Source organism: Streptomyces sp. NPDC051921 (genome assembly GCF_040680975.1).
Taxonomy (GTDB): Bacteria; Actinomycetota; Actinomycetes; order Streptomycetales; family Streptomycetaceae; genus Streptomyces.
Genome location: NZ_JBFAXU010000042.1, coordinates 28,599 through 46,499, shown reverse-complemented (window position 1 = coordinate 46,499; position 17,901 = coordinate 28,599). Strand labels below are relative to the sequence as shown.

Here is a 17,901-nt window from a genome sequence, read left to right as displayed (position 1 = left end):
AGCGTCGTCCCCGTCCCGTGCCCCTCCACCACGTCCACGTCCGTCACCGACAGACCGGCACTCGCCAGCGCCTGCCGGATCACCCGCTGCTGCGAAGGACCGTTCGGCGCCGTCAGACCGTTCGACGCACCGTCCTGGTTCACCGCGGAACCCCGCACCACGGCCAGCACCTCGTGCCCGTTCCGCCGCGCGTCCGACAGCCGCTCAAGCACCAGGACGCCGGCGCCCTCGGAGATCCCCACACCATCGGCGGCCGAGGCGTACGACTTGCACCGGCCGTCGGAGGCGAGGCCGTTCTGGTGCGTGAAGTACTCGAACATGTGCGGGGTCGACATGACCGTGACGCCGCCGGCCAGTGCCAGCGAGCACTCGCCGCTGCGCAGCGCCTGGGCGGCCAGGTGCAGGGTCACCAGCGAGGACGAGCAGGCCGTGTCCACCGTCATCGCCGGACCCTCGAAGCCGAACGAGTACGCCACCCGGCCCGACACCAGGCTGCCGTCGGTCGTGCCTCCCAGGCCGTAGTCGTGGTACATGAGGCCGGCGAAGACGCCGGTCCGGGTTCCCTTCAGGGAGGTCGGGTCGAGGCCGGCGCGTTCGAGCGCCTCCCACGAGCACTCCAGGAGCAGCCGCTGCTGGGGGTCCACGATCGCGGCCTCGTTGGGGCTGATCCCGAAGAACCCCGCGTCGAAGTCGGCGGCGTCGTAGAGGAAACCGCCCTCGCGCCCGTGGTCGCCGTCGGGTGTCCAGCCGCGGTCGGCGGGGGGCGAGGACACGGCGTCCCGCCCGTCGAGGACCAGGTCGAGAAGCTCCTCGGGGGTGGTCACGCCGCCCGGGAAGCGGCAGGCCATGCCGACGACGGCGATGGGTTCGGCCGCTTCCTCGGCGAGCCGGCGGCTCTCGGCGCGGAGCTGCTCGTTCTCCAGCATCGCCGTGCGCAGCGCCTCGACGATCTGTTCGGTGGAAGGATCCACGGGGACCTCTGCCTCTCGTTTGATCTCGCTCACTTGGAGTCGCCGGCCCCGAGCGCCCTGCGGACGAGTTCTTCGGCGGACATGGTCTTGATGGCTTCGCTCTGGTCGGCGGCCGCCGCGGTGGCGGCTTCCGGTGCCCCGGCGGGCGCGGCGGAGGCGTGCGGCCCGGTCGGCTGCGTCGGTGCGAGCTCGAGCAGGGCGTCGAGCAGGCCGGCCCGGCGCAGGGCGTCGACCGGGATGGAGGTGAGGGCCTGGCGGACCGCCTCCTCCTCGGACGCCGACCCGGGTGCCGAGCCGAGTGCGGCCCCGGCTGCCGCCCCCGGTGCCGCGGTCGCGACCGGGAGGTCGGCGACCAGTTCTTCGAGCACGTACCCGGCGAGGTCTCCGGGGGTCGGGTAGTCGAAGATCACCGTGGCGGTCAGGCGCAGACCCGTGGCGTCCTGGAGGCGGTTGCGCAGGTCGATGCCGGCGAGCGAGTCCAGGCCGAGGTCGGTGAACCCGTGGCTCATGTTGACGGCTTCGACCGACCCGTGGCGTACGGCTGCCACGTGGGTGCGCACGAGGTCGCGGACGAGGCGTTCGCGTTCGGCGTCGTCGAGCGGCGCCAGTCGGCTCTCGAGCGACTCCGCCTCGGAGGCGGGGGCACCGCCGGTGCCGGTGGCCGGGGTGGCCGCCGCCGTGGCGGTCCGTGTCGGTGTCGCCGGGGTCCGGGCGGCTGCGGCCATGTCCTTCAGGAGCGCGGGGATCCGGTCTCCGGAGGCGACGAGCGCGGAGCCGTCGACGCGCAGCGGGACGAGGACGGCCTGGCCGATGCCCATCGCCTCGTCGAAGAGGCCGAGGCCCTCGCCGGTGGTGAGCGCGGGCAGTCCGCGGCGGCTCATGCGCCGTAGGTCGTCCTCGGTGACGCCGCCGTCGAGGCCTGTCTTCGCCGACCACAGGCCGAAGGCCAGGGACACGGCCGGCAGGCCCTGCTCCCGGCGGTGCTCCGCGAGGGCGTCCAGGAAGCGGTTGGCCGCCGCGTAGTTCGCCTGGCCCGCGCCGACCACGAGGCCTGAGCAGGAGGAGAAGAGGACGAAGGCCGAGAGGTCGGCCTCCCGGGTCAGTTCGTGGAGGTTCCAGGCACCGTCCGCCTTCGGGCGGAGCACCGTGTCCAGCTGTTCCGGGGTCAGGTCTCCGACGAGGGCGTTGTGTGCCACGGCGGCGGCGTGCACCACCCCGGTGAGGGGGTGCTCGTCGGGCACGGTGGCGAGGAGGCCGGCGAGTTCCGCGCGGTCCGCCACGTCGCAGGCGGCGACGGTCACGTCGGCGCCGAGGGCGGTGAGTTCCGCGCGCAGCTCCGCCGCACCGTCCGCGGCGGGGCCCCGCCTGCTGGTGAGCAGGAGGTGGCGGACGCCGTGCTCCAGGACGAGGTGCCGGGCGATGAGGGCGCCCAGCCCGCTGGTGCCGCCGGTGACGAGGACGGTGCCGTCGGGCCGCCACGGGGTGGATTCGGCCGCGTCGTCCATCGGCACCCTGGTCAGCCGCGGGACCCTGATCTCCCCCTGGCGGAGGGCCACTTCGGGCTCGTCCGCTCCCAGGACGGCGGGCAGGACCCGTACGGAGGCTTCGGTGCCGTCGAAGTCGGCCAGCAGGAAGCGGCCGGGGTTCTCCTCCTGCGCGGACCTGACGAGGCCCCAGACGGGGGCGTGGGTGAGGTCCGGGACCTCTCCTTCCTCGGCCGAGGTGGCGACCGCGCCCCGGGTCATGATCATGAGGCGGGAGGCGCTGAACCGGGGCTCGGCCAGCCAGTCCCGGAGGGTGGCCAGCACCTCGTGGGCCACGGCGCGCACGCCGTCCGGGGTGGCGGCGGGTGCCGTGGGGCACGTGTACAGCACGAGTTCCGGCACGGCCGTGCCGGCGTCGAGCGCCGTGCGGAGGGACGCGAGGTCGGGGTGGACGGGCAGGTCCGGACCCCAGAGGGCGGCATCGGCCGCACCGGCTGCCCCCTCCAGCCTGGCGGCTGCGGCGGCCCCGGCGGCCCCGGCCACCTCCTGCGCCCCGGCTGTCCCCGATGTTCCGGCCACGAGGGCCCAGTTCCCGCGAACCGCTTCGGCGGCGAGGCCCAGCGGCAGCTGGTTCCAGTCGATGCGGAGCATCGACTCCCGCTGCTTGGTGCCGGTGGCCGCGATGGCCGCGGCGGCGACCCGTGCCGCGGTGACCGGGCGGACGAGGAGCGATTCGACCGTGGCGAGGGGCGAGCCGTTGGTGTCGGCGAGCTCCACCTTGAGGGTGTCGGTGCCGGCGGGGGTGAGCCGCACCCGGAAGGCGGCGGCCCCGCCCCGGTGGGAGCGGATGCCGCGCCAGGCGAAGGGCAGTTGGGAGGTGCCGGTGTCCTGCGGCTTGCGGCCGCCGAGGAAGTCGCCGGCGCTCAGGACGGAGTCGAGGAGGGCGGGGTGCAGGCGGTAACGGGCGGCGTTCTCGTGTGCGTCCTCGGGGAGCGCCACGTCGGCGTACACCTCGTCGCCGAGCCGCCAGACCCTGCGGAGGCCCTGGAACATGGGGCCGTAGTGCATGCCCTGCCCTGCGAAGTACTCGTACACGGTGCTGATGTCGACCGGGCGGGCGCCCTCGGGGGGCCAGGGGCCGCGGCCGACACCGGTCTCGGGGGCCGGCCCGTCGGCCGTGGCGAGGAAACCGGTGACGTGCCGGGTCCAGGGGGCGTCGGCGGGGGCGTTCTCGCTGCGTGAGTAGACCGTCAGCGGGCGCCTGCCCGTGCCGTCGCCGTCGCCGACGACGACCTGGATCGCGGTTCCTCCCGACCACTGGAGCGTCATCATCGTCTCGATGGTGATCTCTTCGACGAGGTCGCAGCCGACCTCCTCGCCGGCGCGCAGCGCGAGCTCGACGTAGCCGGTGCCGGGCAGCACCAGGGTGCCGAGGACGTCGTGGTCGGCGAGCCAGGGGTGGGTCTCCACGGACAGCCGGCCGGTCAGGACGACCTGGTCGGAGTGGGGCGAGGGCACCACCGCACTGAGCAGCGGGTGGCCGGCGGGCCGCTGCCCGCTGCCCGCCACGTCTCCGGCCGCCCCTTCGGGGGCGTCGAGCCAGAAGCGGCGCCGTTCGAAGACGTACGTGGGAAGGTCGACGCGCCGGGGCGTCGACGCGCCGAAGAACGCCGGCCAGTCGGGGCTCAGGCCGTGGGCGTGCAGGCGGGCGAGACCGGTGAGGAGCGTGTCGGTCTCGGGCCGCTGACGCCGCGAGAGGGGGACGGTGAGGTGTCCGGGCCCGTCGAGGCACGCCTCGGCGAGCGCGGTGAGCACGGCGTCGGGGCCGATCTCCACGAACCGGGTCGTGCCTTCGCTCCGCAGGTGGCGGACGCCGTCGGCGAACCGGACGGGTTCGCGGACGTGGCGCACCCAGTAGTCGGGCGAGCCGAGTTCCGCGGCGGTGGCGGCGGCGCCGGTGACGTTGGAGACGACGGGTACGTCCGGGGCGTGGAACGTCACGCCCTGCAGCACCTGCCGGAACTCTTCGAGCATGGGCTCCATGAGGGGCGAGTGGAAGGCGTGCGACACCTGGAGCCGGCTGGTCTTGCGGCCGGTCTCGCGGAACCGGTCGGCCACCTGGGCCACCTCGTCCTCGACGCCCGACAGGACGAGGGCGGACGGCCCGTTCAGGGCGGCGACGGCGACCCCGTCGGTGAGGAGGGGCAGCACCTCCTCCTCGGTCGCCTGGACCGCGACCATGGCGCCGCCGGGCGGCAGCGCCTGCATGAGGCGGCCGCGGGCGGCGACGACGGCGCAGGCGTCCGGCAGCGAGAGCACCCCGGCCACGTGGGCGGCCGCCAGTTCGCCGATGGAGTGCCCCATGAGGACGTCGGGGGTGATCCCCCACGACTCCACGAGCCGGTAGAGGGCGACCTCGAAGGCGAAGAGGGCGCTCTGTGTGAGGGCGGTGCGGTGCAGGGCGTCGGCGTCCGGGCCGTCGGCGGGCGCGAAGAGCACCTCGCGCAGGGAGCGGCCGAGGAGGGGGTCGAGCTCGGCGCAGACCGCGTCGAGCGTCCTGGCGAACACCGGGTGGGCGGCGTACAGTTCGCGGCCCATCCCGGCCCGCTGCGCGCCCTGACCGGAGAACAGGAAGGCGGTGAGGCCGCCGGGCGCGGTCCGCCCCGTGACGGTCCGTCCGGGGGACGCGAGGGACGCGCCGGACGCGTCGGACGCGTGGGACGCGTGGGACGCGCCGGACGCGCCGGACGCGTCCGACTCGCCGGACGCGTCGGACTCGCCGGGCACGGCGGCCCCGGCCCGTCCGGCCAGGTCCGCCAGGGCGTGCTCGGCGCCGGTGCGGTCCTCGGCGAGGACGACGGCGCGGTGTTCCAGTGCGGCGCGGGTGGTGGCGAGGGAGTAGGCCACGTCCGTGAGGCGCTGCCCGGGGTGGGCGCGCAGGTGTGCGAGGAGCGCGTCCGCCTGCTGGCGCAGCGCCCCCTCGCTCTTCGCGGACAGCACCAGCGGCAGGGGGACGGTCGCCGGCTCGGCCTGCTCCGACGCGGGCTGCCCCGCCTCGGGCCGGGCGTGCTCCGTCCGCGCCGACTCGGGCCGGGCGGACTCGGCCTGCCCGGGCTCGTGACGGACCGGCTCGGTACCGGTGGGCCGGGTCCCGGTGGGCTCGGTCCCCGTGGGCCGGGTCCCGGTGGGCTCGGTCCCCGTGGGCCGGGTCCCGGTGGGCTCGGTCCGGGCCGGCTGCCCGGGCGGTGCCTCCTCCACGATCAGGTGCGCATTGGTGCCGCTGAGGCCGAAGGAGGACACGGCTGCCCGGCGCGTACGGACGCCCGCCGGCCAGGGCACCGGCTCGGTCAGCAGCCGGACGCCGCCCTCCGACCAGTCGACCTGGGGCGAGGGCTCGTCCACGTGCAGGGTTCGGGGCAGCAGCCCGGCGTTGAGCGCCATCACCATCTTGATCACGCCGGCGACGCCGGACGCGGCCTGGGCGTGCCCGATGTTCGACTTGATCGAGCCGAGCCACAGGGCCTGCTCGTCGGTGCGTCCCTGTCCGTACGTGGCGATCAGCGCCTGTGCCTCGATCGGGTCGCCGAGCCGGGTGCCGGTGCCGTGGCCCTCGACGGCGTCCACGTCGGCCGGGGTGAGGCCGGCGGAGTGCAGCGCCTGCTGGATGACCCGCTGCTGGGACGGGCCGTTGGGGGCCGTGAGCCCGTTCGATGCGCCGTCCTGGTTGATGGCCGAGCCGCGGATGACGGCGAGGACGGGGTGGCCCTGTGCCTGGGCGTCGGAGAGGCGCTCGACGAGCAGCAGGCCGATGCCCTCGCCCCAGCCGGTGCCGTCGGCCGCACCGGCGAACGCCTTGCACCGCCCGTCCGGGGACAGGCCGCGCTGCTGGCTGAACCCGACGAAGACGTCAGGGGTCGGCAGGACGGTGACGCCGCCGGCGAGCGCCATGGTGACCTCGCCCTGCCGCAGGGCCTGGCAGGCCATGTGCAGGGAGACGAGGGAGGAGGAGCAGGCGGTGTCGACGGTGACCGCGGGGCCTTCGAGGCCGAGGCTGTAGGCGACCCGGCCGGAGGCGATGCTTGCCGCGCTGCCGTTGCCGAGGTAGTCCACGAGGTCCGCGGGCACCTCGCGCAGCCGGCTGCCGTACTCGTGGTACATCACGCCCACGTAGACGCCGGTGCGGCTGCCGCGCATCGAGGTGGGGTCGATGCCCGCCCGTTCGAAGGCCTCCCACGACGCCTGGAGCAGCAGACGCTGCTGGGGATCCATGGCCATGGCCTCGCGCGGCATGATGCCGAAGAACTCGGGGTCGAACTCGGTGGCGTCGTGCAGGAACCCGCCCTCGCGGGCGTAGGTGAAGCCCGGCTTGCCCGGCTCCGGGTCGTAGATCTCGTCGCCGGGCCAGCCCCGGTCGACGGGGAAGGGGGTGATGGCGTCGCGGCCCTCGGCCACCAGCTGCCACAGCTCCTCGGCGGAGGACACTCCGCCCGGGTAGCGGCAGCTGATGCCGACGATGGCGATGGGTTCGTCGGCCGGCGCCGACACCGCGGGGGCGGCGGGCGCGGCGGGCGCGACGGCGCCGGACAGCCGGGTCGTCAGGTGGTCCGTCACGGCGCGGGCGTTCGGGAAGTCGAAGACGAGGGTGGCGGGCAGCCGCAGGCCGGTGGCGGCGCCGAGCTGGTTGCGCAGCTCGACGGCGGCGAGCGAGTCGAAGCCCAGGTCCTTGAACGGGCGGTCCGGGCCGACGGCCTCGGCCCCGGAGTGGCCGAGGATGCCGGCGACGTGGGTGCGGACGAGTTCCAGCACCAGGCGGGAGCGTTCGGCGTCCGTCCGTCCTGCCAGTGTGCGGGCCAGTTCACCGGCCGCGTCGGCCTGCGCGGTCGACTCCACCGTCCGGCGCGCGAGGCCGCGCACCATGCCGCGCAGCAGTGCCGGTATCTCGTCGGTGCGGGTGCGCAGGGCGCCCGGGTCGACGCGGAGCGGGGCGAGGAGGGGGGTGTCGGCGGCGAGGCCCGCGTCGAAGAGGGCGAGCCCTTCCTCCAGCGTCAGGGCGGGCAGGCCGAGCCGGCGCATCGTGCGCAGGTCGCTCTCGGTCAGGTCGCCGTCGTCCCCGGTGCTGACGGCCCAGAGGCCGAAGGCCAGCGAGACGGCGGGGAGGCCATCGGCGGCGCGCCGGGTGGCCAGGGCGTCGAGGAAGGTGTTGGCGGCGGCGTAGTTGCCCTGCCCCTCGGCCAGTACGAGACCGCCGGCGGAGGAGAAGAGGACGAAGGCGTCCAGGTCGAGGTCGCGGGTGAGGGTGTGGAGGTTCCAGGCGCCGTCCACCTTGGGCCGCAGCGACGTCTCCAGGCTCTCGGGCGTCATGGTCCGCAGCAGGGATCCGCCCAGGACGCCGGCGGCGTGGACGACGGCGGTCAGCGGGTGCGCGGCGGGTACGGCGTCGAGGACCGCGCGCAGCGCCTCGCGGTCGGCGACGTCGCAGGCGGCGACGGTGACCTCGGCTCCCTGGCCCTCGAGTTCGGCGCACAGCTCCGCCGCCCCCGCCGCGGCCGGACCGCGCCGGCTGGTGAGCAGCAGGTGCCGGACCCCGTGCACCGCGACCAGATGCCGGGCCAGATGCGCGCCCAGCCCACCGGTGCCACCGGTGATCAGCACGGTGCCGTCACCGGACCACACCACCGGACCGGCCTCCGCCACCGCCCCGGTCCTGACCAGGCGCGGCACGCTGACGACGCCGTCGCGGACGGCCGTTTCGGGCTCACCGGAGGCGGCGACCGCGGAGACGGTGTCCCAGGAGGCGGGTGTGCCGTCGACGTCGACGAGCACGATCCGGCCGGGGTGCTCGGCCTGGGCGGCCCGCACCAGGCCCCAGACGGGCGACTGGGCGACGTCCACCACCTCGCCCGCGGCGCCGCGCGTCACGACGACCAGGCGGGAGGCGGCGAACCGCTCGTCCTCCAGCCACGTCTGGAGGGTCTCCATCACCTGCAGCGCGAGCGCGCGCGCCCGGTCCGGCACGTCGGCCGCGTCCGCGTCCGTCTCCGCGTCGACGTCCGCGTCGAGGGACGGGCAGGCGTAGACGATCGTGTCCGGTGCCTCGTCCGTCGGCGCGAGTTCCTCCAGCCGCGGCAGTGCGCGGGTCCCGGGGGCGTGGCCCACCGGGGTCCATTCGAGGCGGAACAGCGAGCCCTGTCGCTCGGCGACGGTCAGCTGGTCGGGCGACACGGGCCGGGAGACGAGGGACTCGACGGTGGCCACCGGGCGGCCCTCGCCGTCGGCGACCTCGATCGCCGACAGTTCGTCGCCGCGCACGCGGCGGATCCAGACACGGAGCGCCGAGGCGCCCGCCGCGTGCAGGGTGACTCCGCTCCACGAGAACGGCAGGAGGGTCTCCTCCCCACCGAGCATGTCGGCGTGCATCGCCGTGTCGAGGAGCGCCGGGTGCAGGCCGAACCGGCCGGCTTCGGTGTGGGCGTCCGCCGGCAGGGCGACCTCGGCGAACACCTCGTCGCCGCGCTTCCAGGCGGCTCGCAGTCCGCGGAAGACCGGCCCGTACGCGTAGCCGAGGCCGGCCAGTCGCTCGTAGGCACCTTCGACGGCGAGCGGCGTGGCGCCCTGGGGCGGCCAGGCGGTGAGGTCGACGGCCGGGGTCGCCGTGCCGGGTGAGACGGCGCCGGTGGCGTGCCTCGTCCACGGGAGGTCCGTGGCCGTGCGCCGGGAGTAGACGTCGACCGTGCGGGCGCCGGAGGTGTCGGGAGCGCCGACCACGACCTGGACGGCGACGCTCTCGCCTTCGGCGAGGACCAGCGGTGCCTCCAGGGTCAGTTCGTCGATCCGGCGGCAACCGACCTCGTCGCCCGCGCGGACGGCGAGCTCGACGAAGCCGGTGCCGGGCAGGAGCACGCTGTCGAGGACGCGGTGGTCGGCGATCCACGCCTGGGCGCCCGTCGAGAGCCGGCCGGTGAGCACGACTCCGCCGTCGGGCTCCGGGGAGACGACCGCCGCGCTCAGCAGAGGGTGGTCCACGGGTTCCAGGCCGACGCTGCTCGGGTCGCCCGCCGTGGCCTGCGCGTCGAGCCAGTAGCGCTGGTGCTGGAAGGCGTACGTGGGCAGGTCGACGTGCGCGGCTCCGTGGCCGGCGAAGAACCGGTCCCAGGGAATCGGCACTCCGCGGGCGTGGGCGTGGCCGAGCGCGGTGAGCAGCTCGGGCGCCTCGGGGCGGTCCCGGCGCTGGACGGCGACGAAAGCGGCGTCCGTGCCGTCCGGGAGGCAGTCGGCCCCCACGGCCGACAGCGGGGCGTCGGGTCCGAGTTCCAGGAAGGTGGTGACGCCCTGCGCCGTGAGGGTGGTGACGGCATCGGCGAAGCGGACCGCGTCACGGACCTGCCGCACCCAGTACGCGGGCGAGTCCAGCTCCTCAGCCGTCTCACCGGTGACGGTCGAGATGACCGGGATACGGGCGGAGCCGTAGGTGAGCCCGTCCAGGACCGTGCGGAACTCCTCCAGCATCGGCTCCATCAACACCGAGTGGAACGCGTGCGAGACCTTCAGCCGCGACGTACGAACACCCCGCTCGGCGAAATGCTCGGCGATCCGCAGAACTTCGCCCTCGACACCCGAAACGACCACCGACGACGGCCCGTTGACCGCCGCAATACCGACGCCGTCGAACAGGTGTGGGAGGACATCCGCTTCGGGTGCCGCGACGGCGACCATCGCGCCGCCCTCCGGCAGCGCCTGCATCAACCGCCCACGCGCCGCCACCAACACCGAGGCATCCGCCAGGGACAACACCCCCGACACGTGCGCGGCAGCGATCTCCCCCACCGAGTGACCGGCGAGAGCGTCCGGCCGGACACCCCACGACTCCACCAGCCGGAACAACGCCACCTCGACCGCGAACAACGCGGCCTGCGCGAACACCGTCTGATTCAGCAGACCGGCGTCCTCACCCCACATCACCTCCCGCAACGGACGCTCAAGATGCACATCAAGCTCCGCAACCACCGCGTCCAACGCCTCAGCGAACACCGGGAACGACGCATACAGCTCACGCCCCATCCCCAGACGCTGAGCACCCTGACCCGAGAACACGAACGCGAGCTTTCCGAACTGGGCGGTGGCGCACACGGTGCCCGCCGCCACCGCGTCCAGGCCGCGCGCGAGCTCGTCGCGGTCCGTGCCGACGGCCCAGGCACGGCATTCGAGTGCCGTGCGGGTGGTGGCCAGGGCCCGGCCCGCGGAGGCCAGTCCGTCGTCGGGGAGTTCGTCCAGGAAGGCGCGCAGCCGCGTGGCCTGTGCGCGCAGGGCGTCGGGCGTCTTGCCGGACACCACCCACAGGACGGGACCGTCGGCCCCGGCTCCGCTCGCGCTCTCGGGGGCGTCGGCCGGTTCGGTCGGTCGGGTCGGCTCGTCGGCCGCGGGCGGTTCCTCGAGGAGGAGGTGGGCGTTGGTGCCGCTGACGCCGAAGGAGGAGACGCCGGCCCGGCGGGGCCGGTCGCCGCGTTCCCAGGCGACCGGTTCCGTGAGCAGCCGAACCGCGCCGGACGTCCAGTCCACCTCGGTGGACGCCTCGTCGGCGTGCAGCGTCCTCGGCAGCAGGCCGTGTCGCAGGGCCTCGACGGTCTTGATGACGCCCGCGACGCCGGCGGCGGCCTGGGTGTGTCCCATGTTCGACTTGACCGAGCCGAGCAGCAGCGGACGGCCGTCCTCCGGGCGTTCCTGGCCGTAGGTCGCCATGAGGGCCTGGATCTCGATCGGGTCGCCGAGGGGGGTTCCGGTGCCGTGGCCCTCGACGACGTCCACGTCGGCGGCGGTGAGTCCGGCCCGGTCGAGGGCCTGTCGGATCACCCGTTCCTGCGAGGGTCCGTTGGGGGCGGTCAGGCCGTTGGAGGCGCCGTCCTGGTTGACGGCGGAGCCGCGCACCAGGGCGAGCACCTGGTGGCCGTTGCGGCGGGCGTCCGAGAGCCGCTCCAGGAGGACGAGGCCGGCGCCCTCGCCCCAGCCCATGCCGTCGGCGCCCGCGCCGAAGGACTTGCAACGCCCGTCGGCGGCGAGGCCGCGCTGGCGGCCCGCGTCGATGAAGGTGTCGGGGGTGGACATCACCGTCACGCCACCGGCCAGCGCCATCGAGCACTCGCCCCGCTGGAGGGCCTGGACGGCCCAGTGCATGGCGACGAGCGAGGAGGAGCAGGCGGTGTCGACGGTGACGGCGGGGCCTTCGAGGCCGAGGGCGTAGGCGACCCGGCCGGAGACGACGCTGCCGAGGCTGCCCGTGCCGTGGTGGGCGGCGACGTCCTCGGGCAGGGGGCCGATCCGCATGCCCCAGTCGTGGTACATGACGCCGGCGAAGACACCGACGTCACGGCCCGCGACGGAGCGGGGGTCGAGGCCGGCGCGTTCCAGGGTCTCCCAGGCCGTTTCGAGGAGCAGGCGCTGCTGGGGGTCCATGGCCTGGGCCTCGCGGGGGCTCACGCCGAAGAAGTCGGCGTCGAAGCCGGCGGCGTCGTAGAGGAAGCCGCCTTCGCGGGTGTAGCTCTTGCCGGGGGTGCCGGGCTCGGGGTCGTAGACGTCGGGCCAGCCGCGGTCGGTGGGGAACTCGCCGACGGCGTCGGTGCCGGAGGCGACCAGCTGCCAGAGCTCCGCCGGGGAGGTGACGCCGCCGGGGTAGCGGCAGCCCATGCCGACTATGGCGATGGGTTCGGTGTCGGTGGCGGGTCCGCGGCGGACGTGGGTGCCGTTCGCCGCGGCGGTGCTGAAGATCTTCTCGGCGAGGTGCGTGGCGAGCGCCTCGGGCGTCGGGTGGTCGAAGGTCATGGTGGCGGTGAGCCGGAGGCCCGTCGCCGCGTTGAGGCGGTTGCGCAGTTCGACGGCGGCCAGGGAGTCGAAGCCGACCTCGTTGAAGGCGCGCGCGGGGTGGACGGCGCCGGCGCCGTCGTGGCCGAGGATCGCGGCCGCCTGGGTGCGGACGAGGTCGAGGAGCGCGGCGTGGCGCTCGGCGGGCTCCAGGTTGTCGAGGTGCTGGGCCAGGGTGGTGGCGACGGCGTGGCCGGTCGCGGCGGAGCGGCGTGCCGGGCCGCGGATCAGGCCGCGGACGATCGCGGGGAGTTGGTCGATGCGGCGCTGGAGGACGCCCGGGTCGAGCCGTACGACGGCGACGGCGGGGTCGTCCCCGGCGAGGGCGCGGTCCATCTCGGCGAGGTACTCGTCCGGGGAGAGCGGGACGAAGCCGAGGTGGCGGACGCGTTGCAGGGCGGCCTCGTCGAGGCCCGCGCCCATGCCGGCGTCGCCGGTCCACAGGGCCCAGGCCACGGAGGTGGCGACCAGGCCGGAGGCGGTGCGGTGGCGGGCGAGGGCGTCGAGGAAGCCGTTCGCGGCGGCGTAGTTGCCCTGCCCGGCGGCGTCCAGGACGGCGGCGGTCGAGGAGAAGAGGACGAAGGCGTCCAGGTCGAGGTCGCGGGTGAGGGTGTGGAGGTTCCAGGCACCGTCCACCTTGGGCCGCAGGACGGTGTCCATGCGCGCGTCGGTGAGCTGTCCGATGAGGGCGTCGTCGAGGACGCCGGCGGTGTGGACGACGGCGGTCAGCGGGTGCGCGGCGGGTACGGCGTCGAGGACCGCGCGCAGCGCCTCGCGGTCGGCGACGTCGCAGGCGGCGACGGTGACCTCGGCTCCCTGGCCCTCGAGTTCGGCGCACAGCTCCGCCGCCCCCGCCGCGGCCGGACCGCGCCGGCTGGTGAGCAGCAGGTGCCGGACCCCGTGCACCGCGACCAGGTACCGGGCCAGGTACGCGCCCAGCCCACCGGTGCCGCCGGTGATCAGCACGGTGCCGTCGCCGGACCACACCACCGGACCGGCCTCCGCCACCGCCCCGGTCCTGACCAGGCGCGGCACGGTGACGACGCCGTCGCGGATCTTCGCCTGGCTCTCGCCGGAGGCGGCCACGGCGGCGACGGCGGCGTCGGAGGCGGTCGTGCCGTCGGTGTCGACGAGGACGATCCGGCCGGGGTGCTCGGCCTGGGCGGCCCGCACCAGGCCCCAGACGGGCGACTGGGCGAGGTCGACCTCGTCGCCCATGGCGCCGCGGGTCGCGACGACGAGGCGGGAGGCGGCGTACCGCTCGTCGTCCAGCCATTCCTGAAGGGTCCTCAGGACCTCCAGGACGACCTGGCGCATCCGGCCGGGGACGTCGGCCCCGGCGGTGCCGGCGGTGGTGTCGTCGGCTCCGGGGCAGATGAGCATGACGGTCTCCGGCGGGTCGCCGATGCCGTCGAGGGCGGTCAGGAGCGGGGGCACGGGGCCCGCGGGGTCCACCGCCACGGGGATCCAGTCCACCCGCAGCAGGGCGTCGGAGCCGCCGGCCGCGGACGTCAGCTGGTCGGCCGGGACGGGCCGTACGACCAGGGATCCCACGGTCGCCACGGGGCGGCCGGTGTCGTCGGCGAGGTCGATGCCGGTGACCTCCTCGCCGCGGACGCGGTGGATCCGGACGCGGAGCGCGCCGGCACCCGAGGCGTGCAGGGTGATCCCGCCCATCGAGAACGGCAGCATGGGGCCGGCGTCGTGGCCGGCCAGCATGTCGACGTGCATGGCCGCGTCGAGGAGCGCCGGGTGCAGGCCGAACCGGCCGGCTTCGGCGCGGGCCTCCTCCGGCAGCGCCACCTCGGCGAAGAGTTCGTCGCCGCGCCGCCAGGCGGCCCTCAGGGCCTGGAAGACGGGGCCGTAGCCGTAGCCCTGCTCGGTGAGGTCGGCGTAGAGGCCGGTGACGTCGACGGGCTGGGCGCCCTCCGGCGGCCACGAGGTCAGCGGCAGGCCCGTCGTGCCGTCGGCGGGGGCGAGGAGACCGTGGGCGTGCCGGGTCCACGGCTCGTCCTCGGGGGCGTCCTCGGGGCGGCTGTGGATCTCGACGGTGCGCCGACCGGTGGGGTCCGGCGCGCCGACGACGACCTGGAGGGCCGTGCCGCCCTCGGCGGGCAGGAGCAGGGGGGCCTCGAAGACGAGTTCGTCGAGCGTGCCGCAGTCGGCCTCGTCGCCGGCGCGTACGGCGAGTTCGACGAGCGCGGTGCCGGGCAGCAGGGCCGTACCGGAGATGACGTGGTCGGCGAGCCACGGGTGCGAGGCGAGGGAGACGCGGCCGGTGAGGACGACTCCGGCCGAGCCCGCCAGGTGCACGACGGCGCCCAGCAGGGGGTGGCGGGCCGCGATCTGTCCGATGCCGGGGAGGTCGGAGCGGCCGGAGGGGGCGGTGAGCCAGAAGCGCCGCCTCTGGAAGGCGTACGTGGGCAGCTCGACGCGCCGCGCGCCGGTGCCCGCGAAGAGGCCCTCGCCGTCGAGGCCGGCGCCGCGGGTGTGGGCGGCCGCGACCGCGGCGAGGAGCGTGGCGGCCTCGTCGTGGCCACGGCGCAGGACCGCGGTGAACAGCGGGGGTTCGGCGCTGTCGGCCAGGCAGTCCTGGCCCATGGCGGAGAGCACCGGGTCCGGTCCGAGCTCGACGAAGGTGGTGACGCCCTGCCCGGCCAGCCAGGAGACGCCGTCCTGGAAGCGGACGGCCTCGCGCACGTGCCGGACCCAGTAGTCGGGCGAGCACAGTTCGGCGGCGGCGGCCGCGCGCCCCGTGACGTGGGAGACGACGGGGATGCGGGGTGCCGTGTACGAGAGGATCCGGGCGACGCGCCCGAACTCCTCCAGCATCGGTTCCATCAGTGCCGAGTGGAAGGCGTGGGAGACCTTGAGGCGGGAGGTCCGGCGCCCGAGCTCCGCGAAGTGCGCGGCGATCCGCAGGACTTCGGTCTCCTGGCCGGAGACCACGACCGCCGTGGGGCCGTTGACGGCGGCGAGGTCCGCTCCGGCGCCGAGGTGTGGCGCCACCTCCTGCTCGCTCGCCTCGACGGCGACCATCGCGCCGCCCTCGGGCAGTGCCTGCATGAGGCGCCCGCGCGCGGCCACCAGGGCCGCCGCGTCCTCCAGCGGGAACACCCCGGCCACGTGCGCGGCGGCGATCTCGCCGACCGAGTGCCCGGCGAGGAAGTCCGGCCGGACGCCCCACGACTCGACGAGGCGGAAGAGCGCCACCTCCACGGCGAACAGGGCGGGCTGGGCGAACTCCGTCCGCTGGAGCAGCTCGGCTTCGGCGGAGCCCTCGGTGGCGAAGAGCACGTCCCACAGGGACCGTTCGAGCTGGAGGTCGAGGTAGCCGATGGCCTCGTCGAGGGCCTCGGCGAAGACGGGGTACGCCCGGTACAGCTCACGTCCCATGCCGAGGCGTTGGGACCCCTGGCCGGTGAACAGGAACGCCGTTCCGCGGCCCTCGGCGACGCCCTCGTGGAGGCCGGGGGCGGTATCCGCGGCGGCCAGGGCGCGCAGGGCGCGCAGCAGTTCGCCGTGGTCGGCCGCGACCACGGCGGCGCGGTGCGGCAGGGCGGCGCGGGAGGTGGCGAGGGAGTAGCCGAGGTCCGGCAGGTCCGGGGCCGGGCGCCGTTCCAGGAAGTCGAGCAGCCGGGCGGCCTGGGCGCGCAGGGCCGGTTCGCTCTTCGCCGAGACGACGACCGGCGTGAGGGCCTGAGTGCCGCGCTCGGCTGCAGGGGCGGTGCCCGAGCCGGCGGCGGCGTCCGTGTCGGGCTCGGTGCCGGTGCCGGCGCCGAGCTCGGTGCCGGTGTCGGGCTCGGTGCCTGTGTCGGGCTCGGTGCCGGTGTCGGGCTCGGTGCCGGTGTCGGGCTCGGTGTCCGGTGCGGAGGCGGCGTCGGCGGGCGGTTCCTCCAGGATGACGTGCGCGTTGGTGCCGCTGATGCCGAACGAGGAGACGCCGGCCCGGCGGGGTCTGCCGTTCCGCTCCCAGGCGACCGGCTCCGCGAGCAGCCGGACGTCGCCCCGGGTCCAGTCGACGGCGGTCGTCGGGGTGTCCCCGTGCGGGGTCCTGGGCAGGGTGGCGTGCCGCATCGCCTCGATCATCTTGATCACGCCGGCGGCGCCCGAAGCGGCCTGGGTGTGCCCGATGTTCGACTTGACCGAGCCCAGCCACAGCGGCTGTCCTTCGGGGCGGTCCTGGCCGTAGGCAGCGAGGAGGGCCTGCGCCTCGATGGGGTCGCCGAGCCTCGTGCCGGTGCCGTGCGCCTCGACCGCGTCCACCTGGTCGGGGGTGAGTCCGGCGTCCGCGAGGGCCTGTCGGATCACCTTCCGCTGGGCCGCGCCGCTCGGTGCGGTCAGGCCGTTGGAGGCGCCGTCCTGGTTGACGGCGGAGCCGCGGACCACGGCCAGTATCCGGTGGCCGTTGCGGACGGCGTCGGAGAGGCGCTCCACGACGAACAGGGCGGCACCCTCGGCGACGTTGGTGCCGTCGGCCCCGTCGGAGAACGCCTTGATCCGTCCGTCGGCCGCGAGCCCGCGCTGCCGGCTGAACTCGGTGAAGATGCCGGGGCCGCCGAGGACGGTGACGCCGCCGGCCAGGGCCAGCGAGCACTCGCCGCGGCGGACGGCGCCGGCGGCGAGGTGCAGGGCGACGAGGGAGCCGGAGCAGGCGGTGTCGATGGTGACGGCCGGGCCTTCGAGGCCGAGGGCGTAGGCGACCCGTCCGGAGACGACGCTGTGCGCCATGCCGGTGCCGATGTAGCCGTCGAGGCCTTCCGGGGCCTCGGTGGGGCGGACGCCGTACTCGCTCACGCCGGTGCTGACGAACACGCCGGTGCGGCTGCCGCGCAGCGCCGACGGATCGGTGCCGGTGCGTTCCAGGGCCTCCCAGGCGACCTCCAGGACGATCCGCTGCTGCGGGTCCATGGCCTGGGCCTCGCGGGGCCCGATGCCGAAGAAGTCGGCGTCGAACTCGGTCGCGGTGCCGAGGAATCCGCCGGTGGTGACGTAGCTGCTGGGGTGGTCCCCGTCGGTGTCGAAGAGGGCGCCGAGGTCCCAGCCGCGGTCGGTGGGGAACGCGTCGGTCACGACGCGGCCCTCGGTGACGAGCTCCCAGAGGTCTTCGGGGGACCCGACGTCCCCGGGGTAGCGGCAGCCCACGCCCACGATGGCGACCGGCTCGTCCTCGACGCGGGGCCGGGCGACGGGCTCGGGCGAGGCCTCGGTGAGGCCGAGGAGCTCGGCGCGCAGCGCCTCGGCCAGTTGCTCGACCGTGGGGTGCTCGAAGGCGACCGTGACGGGCAGTGCGAGACCGGTCGCGGCGCCCAGCCGGGCATGCAGCTCGATGAGCCCGAGGGAGTCCAGTCCCTGCTCCCGGAAGGGGGTCCGGTGGCTGAGCACCGGCTCGTCGTCCGGGTGGATCCTGCGCAGGATCGCTCCGGCCTCCCCGCCGACCAGCTCGTGGAGCAGCCGGCTCTGTTCGGGGACCGTCAGTTCCTCCAGCCGGCCCGCCAGCGCCAATCGCTCCTCCGGCAGGTCGGCACCGTCAGAAATAAAGCCCTCAGGCTCGCGCATTGGCGCACACTCCGCATCCTCGGCCCGTAGTCGGC

2 protein-coding genes are annotated in these 17,901 nt (G+C 75.1%); both read right to left on the bottom strand.

Translation table 11 applies throughout. The annotated features are described in order from the left end of the window. Nucleotides 1-971: beta-ketoacyl synthase N-terminal-like domain-containing protein (locus tag AB0M16_RS35450; RefSeq protein WP_365350521.1), on the bottom strand; the 971-nt coding region annotated here is incomplete at its 3' end. Nucleotides 972-1,000: 29 nt separating this feature from the next. Further along, nucleotides 1,001-17,866, bottom strand: a complete 16,866-nt coding sequence (locus tag AB0M16_RS35445) for an SDR family NAD(P)-dependent oxidoreductase (RefSeq protein WP_365350519.1) — start codon at nucleotides 17,864-17,866, stop codon at nucleotides 1,001-1,003. Nucleotides 17,867-17,901: the final 35 nt, after the last annotated feature.

Excerpts from the sequence above, each read along its gene's own strand:
- AB0M16_RS35445 (WP_365350519.1), bottom strand. The coding sequence starts at position 17,866 with ATGCGCGAGCCTGAGGGCTTTATTTCTGACGGTGCCGACCTGCCGGAG.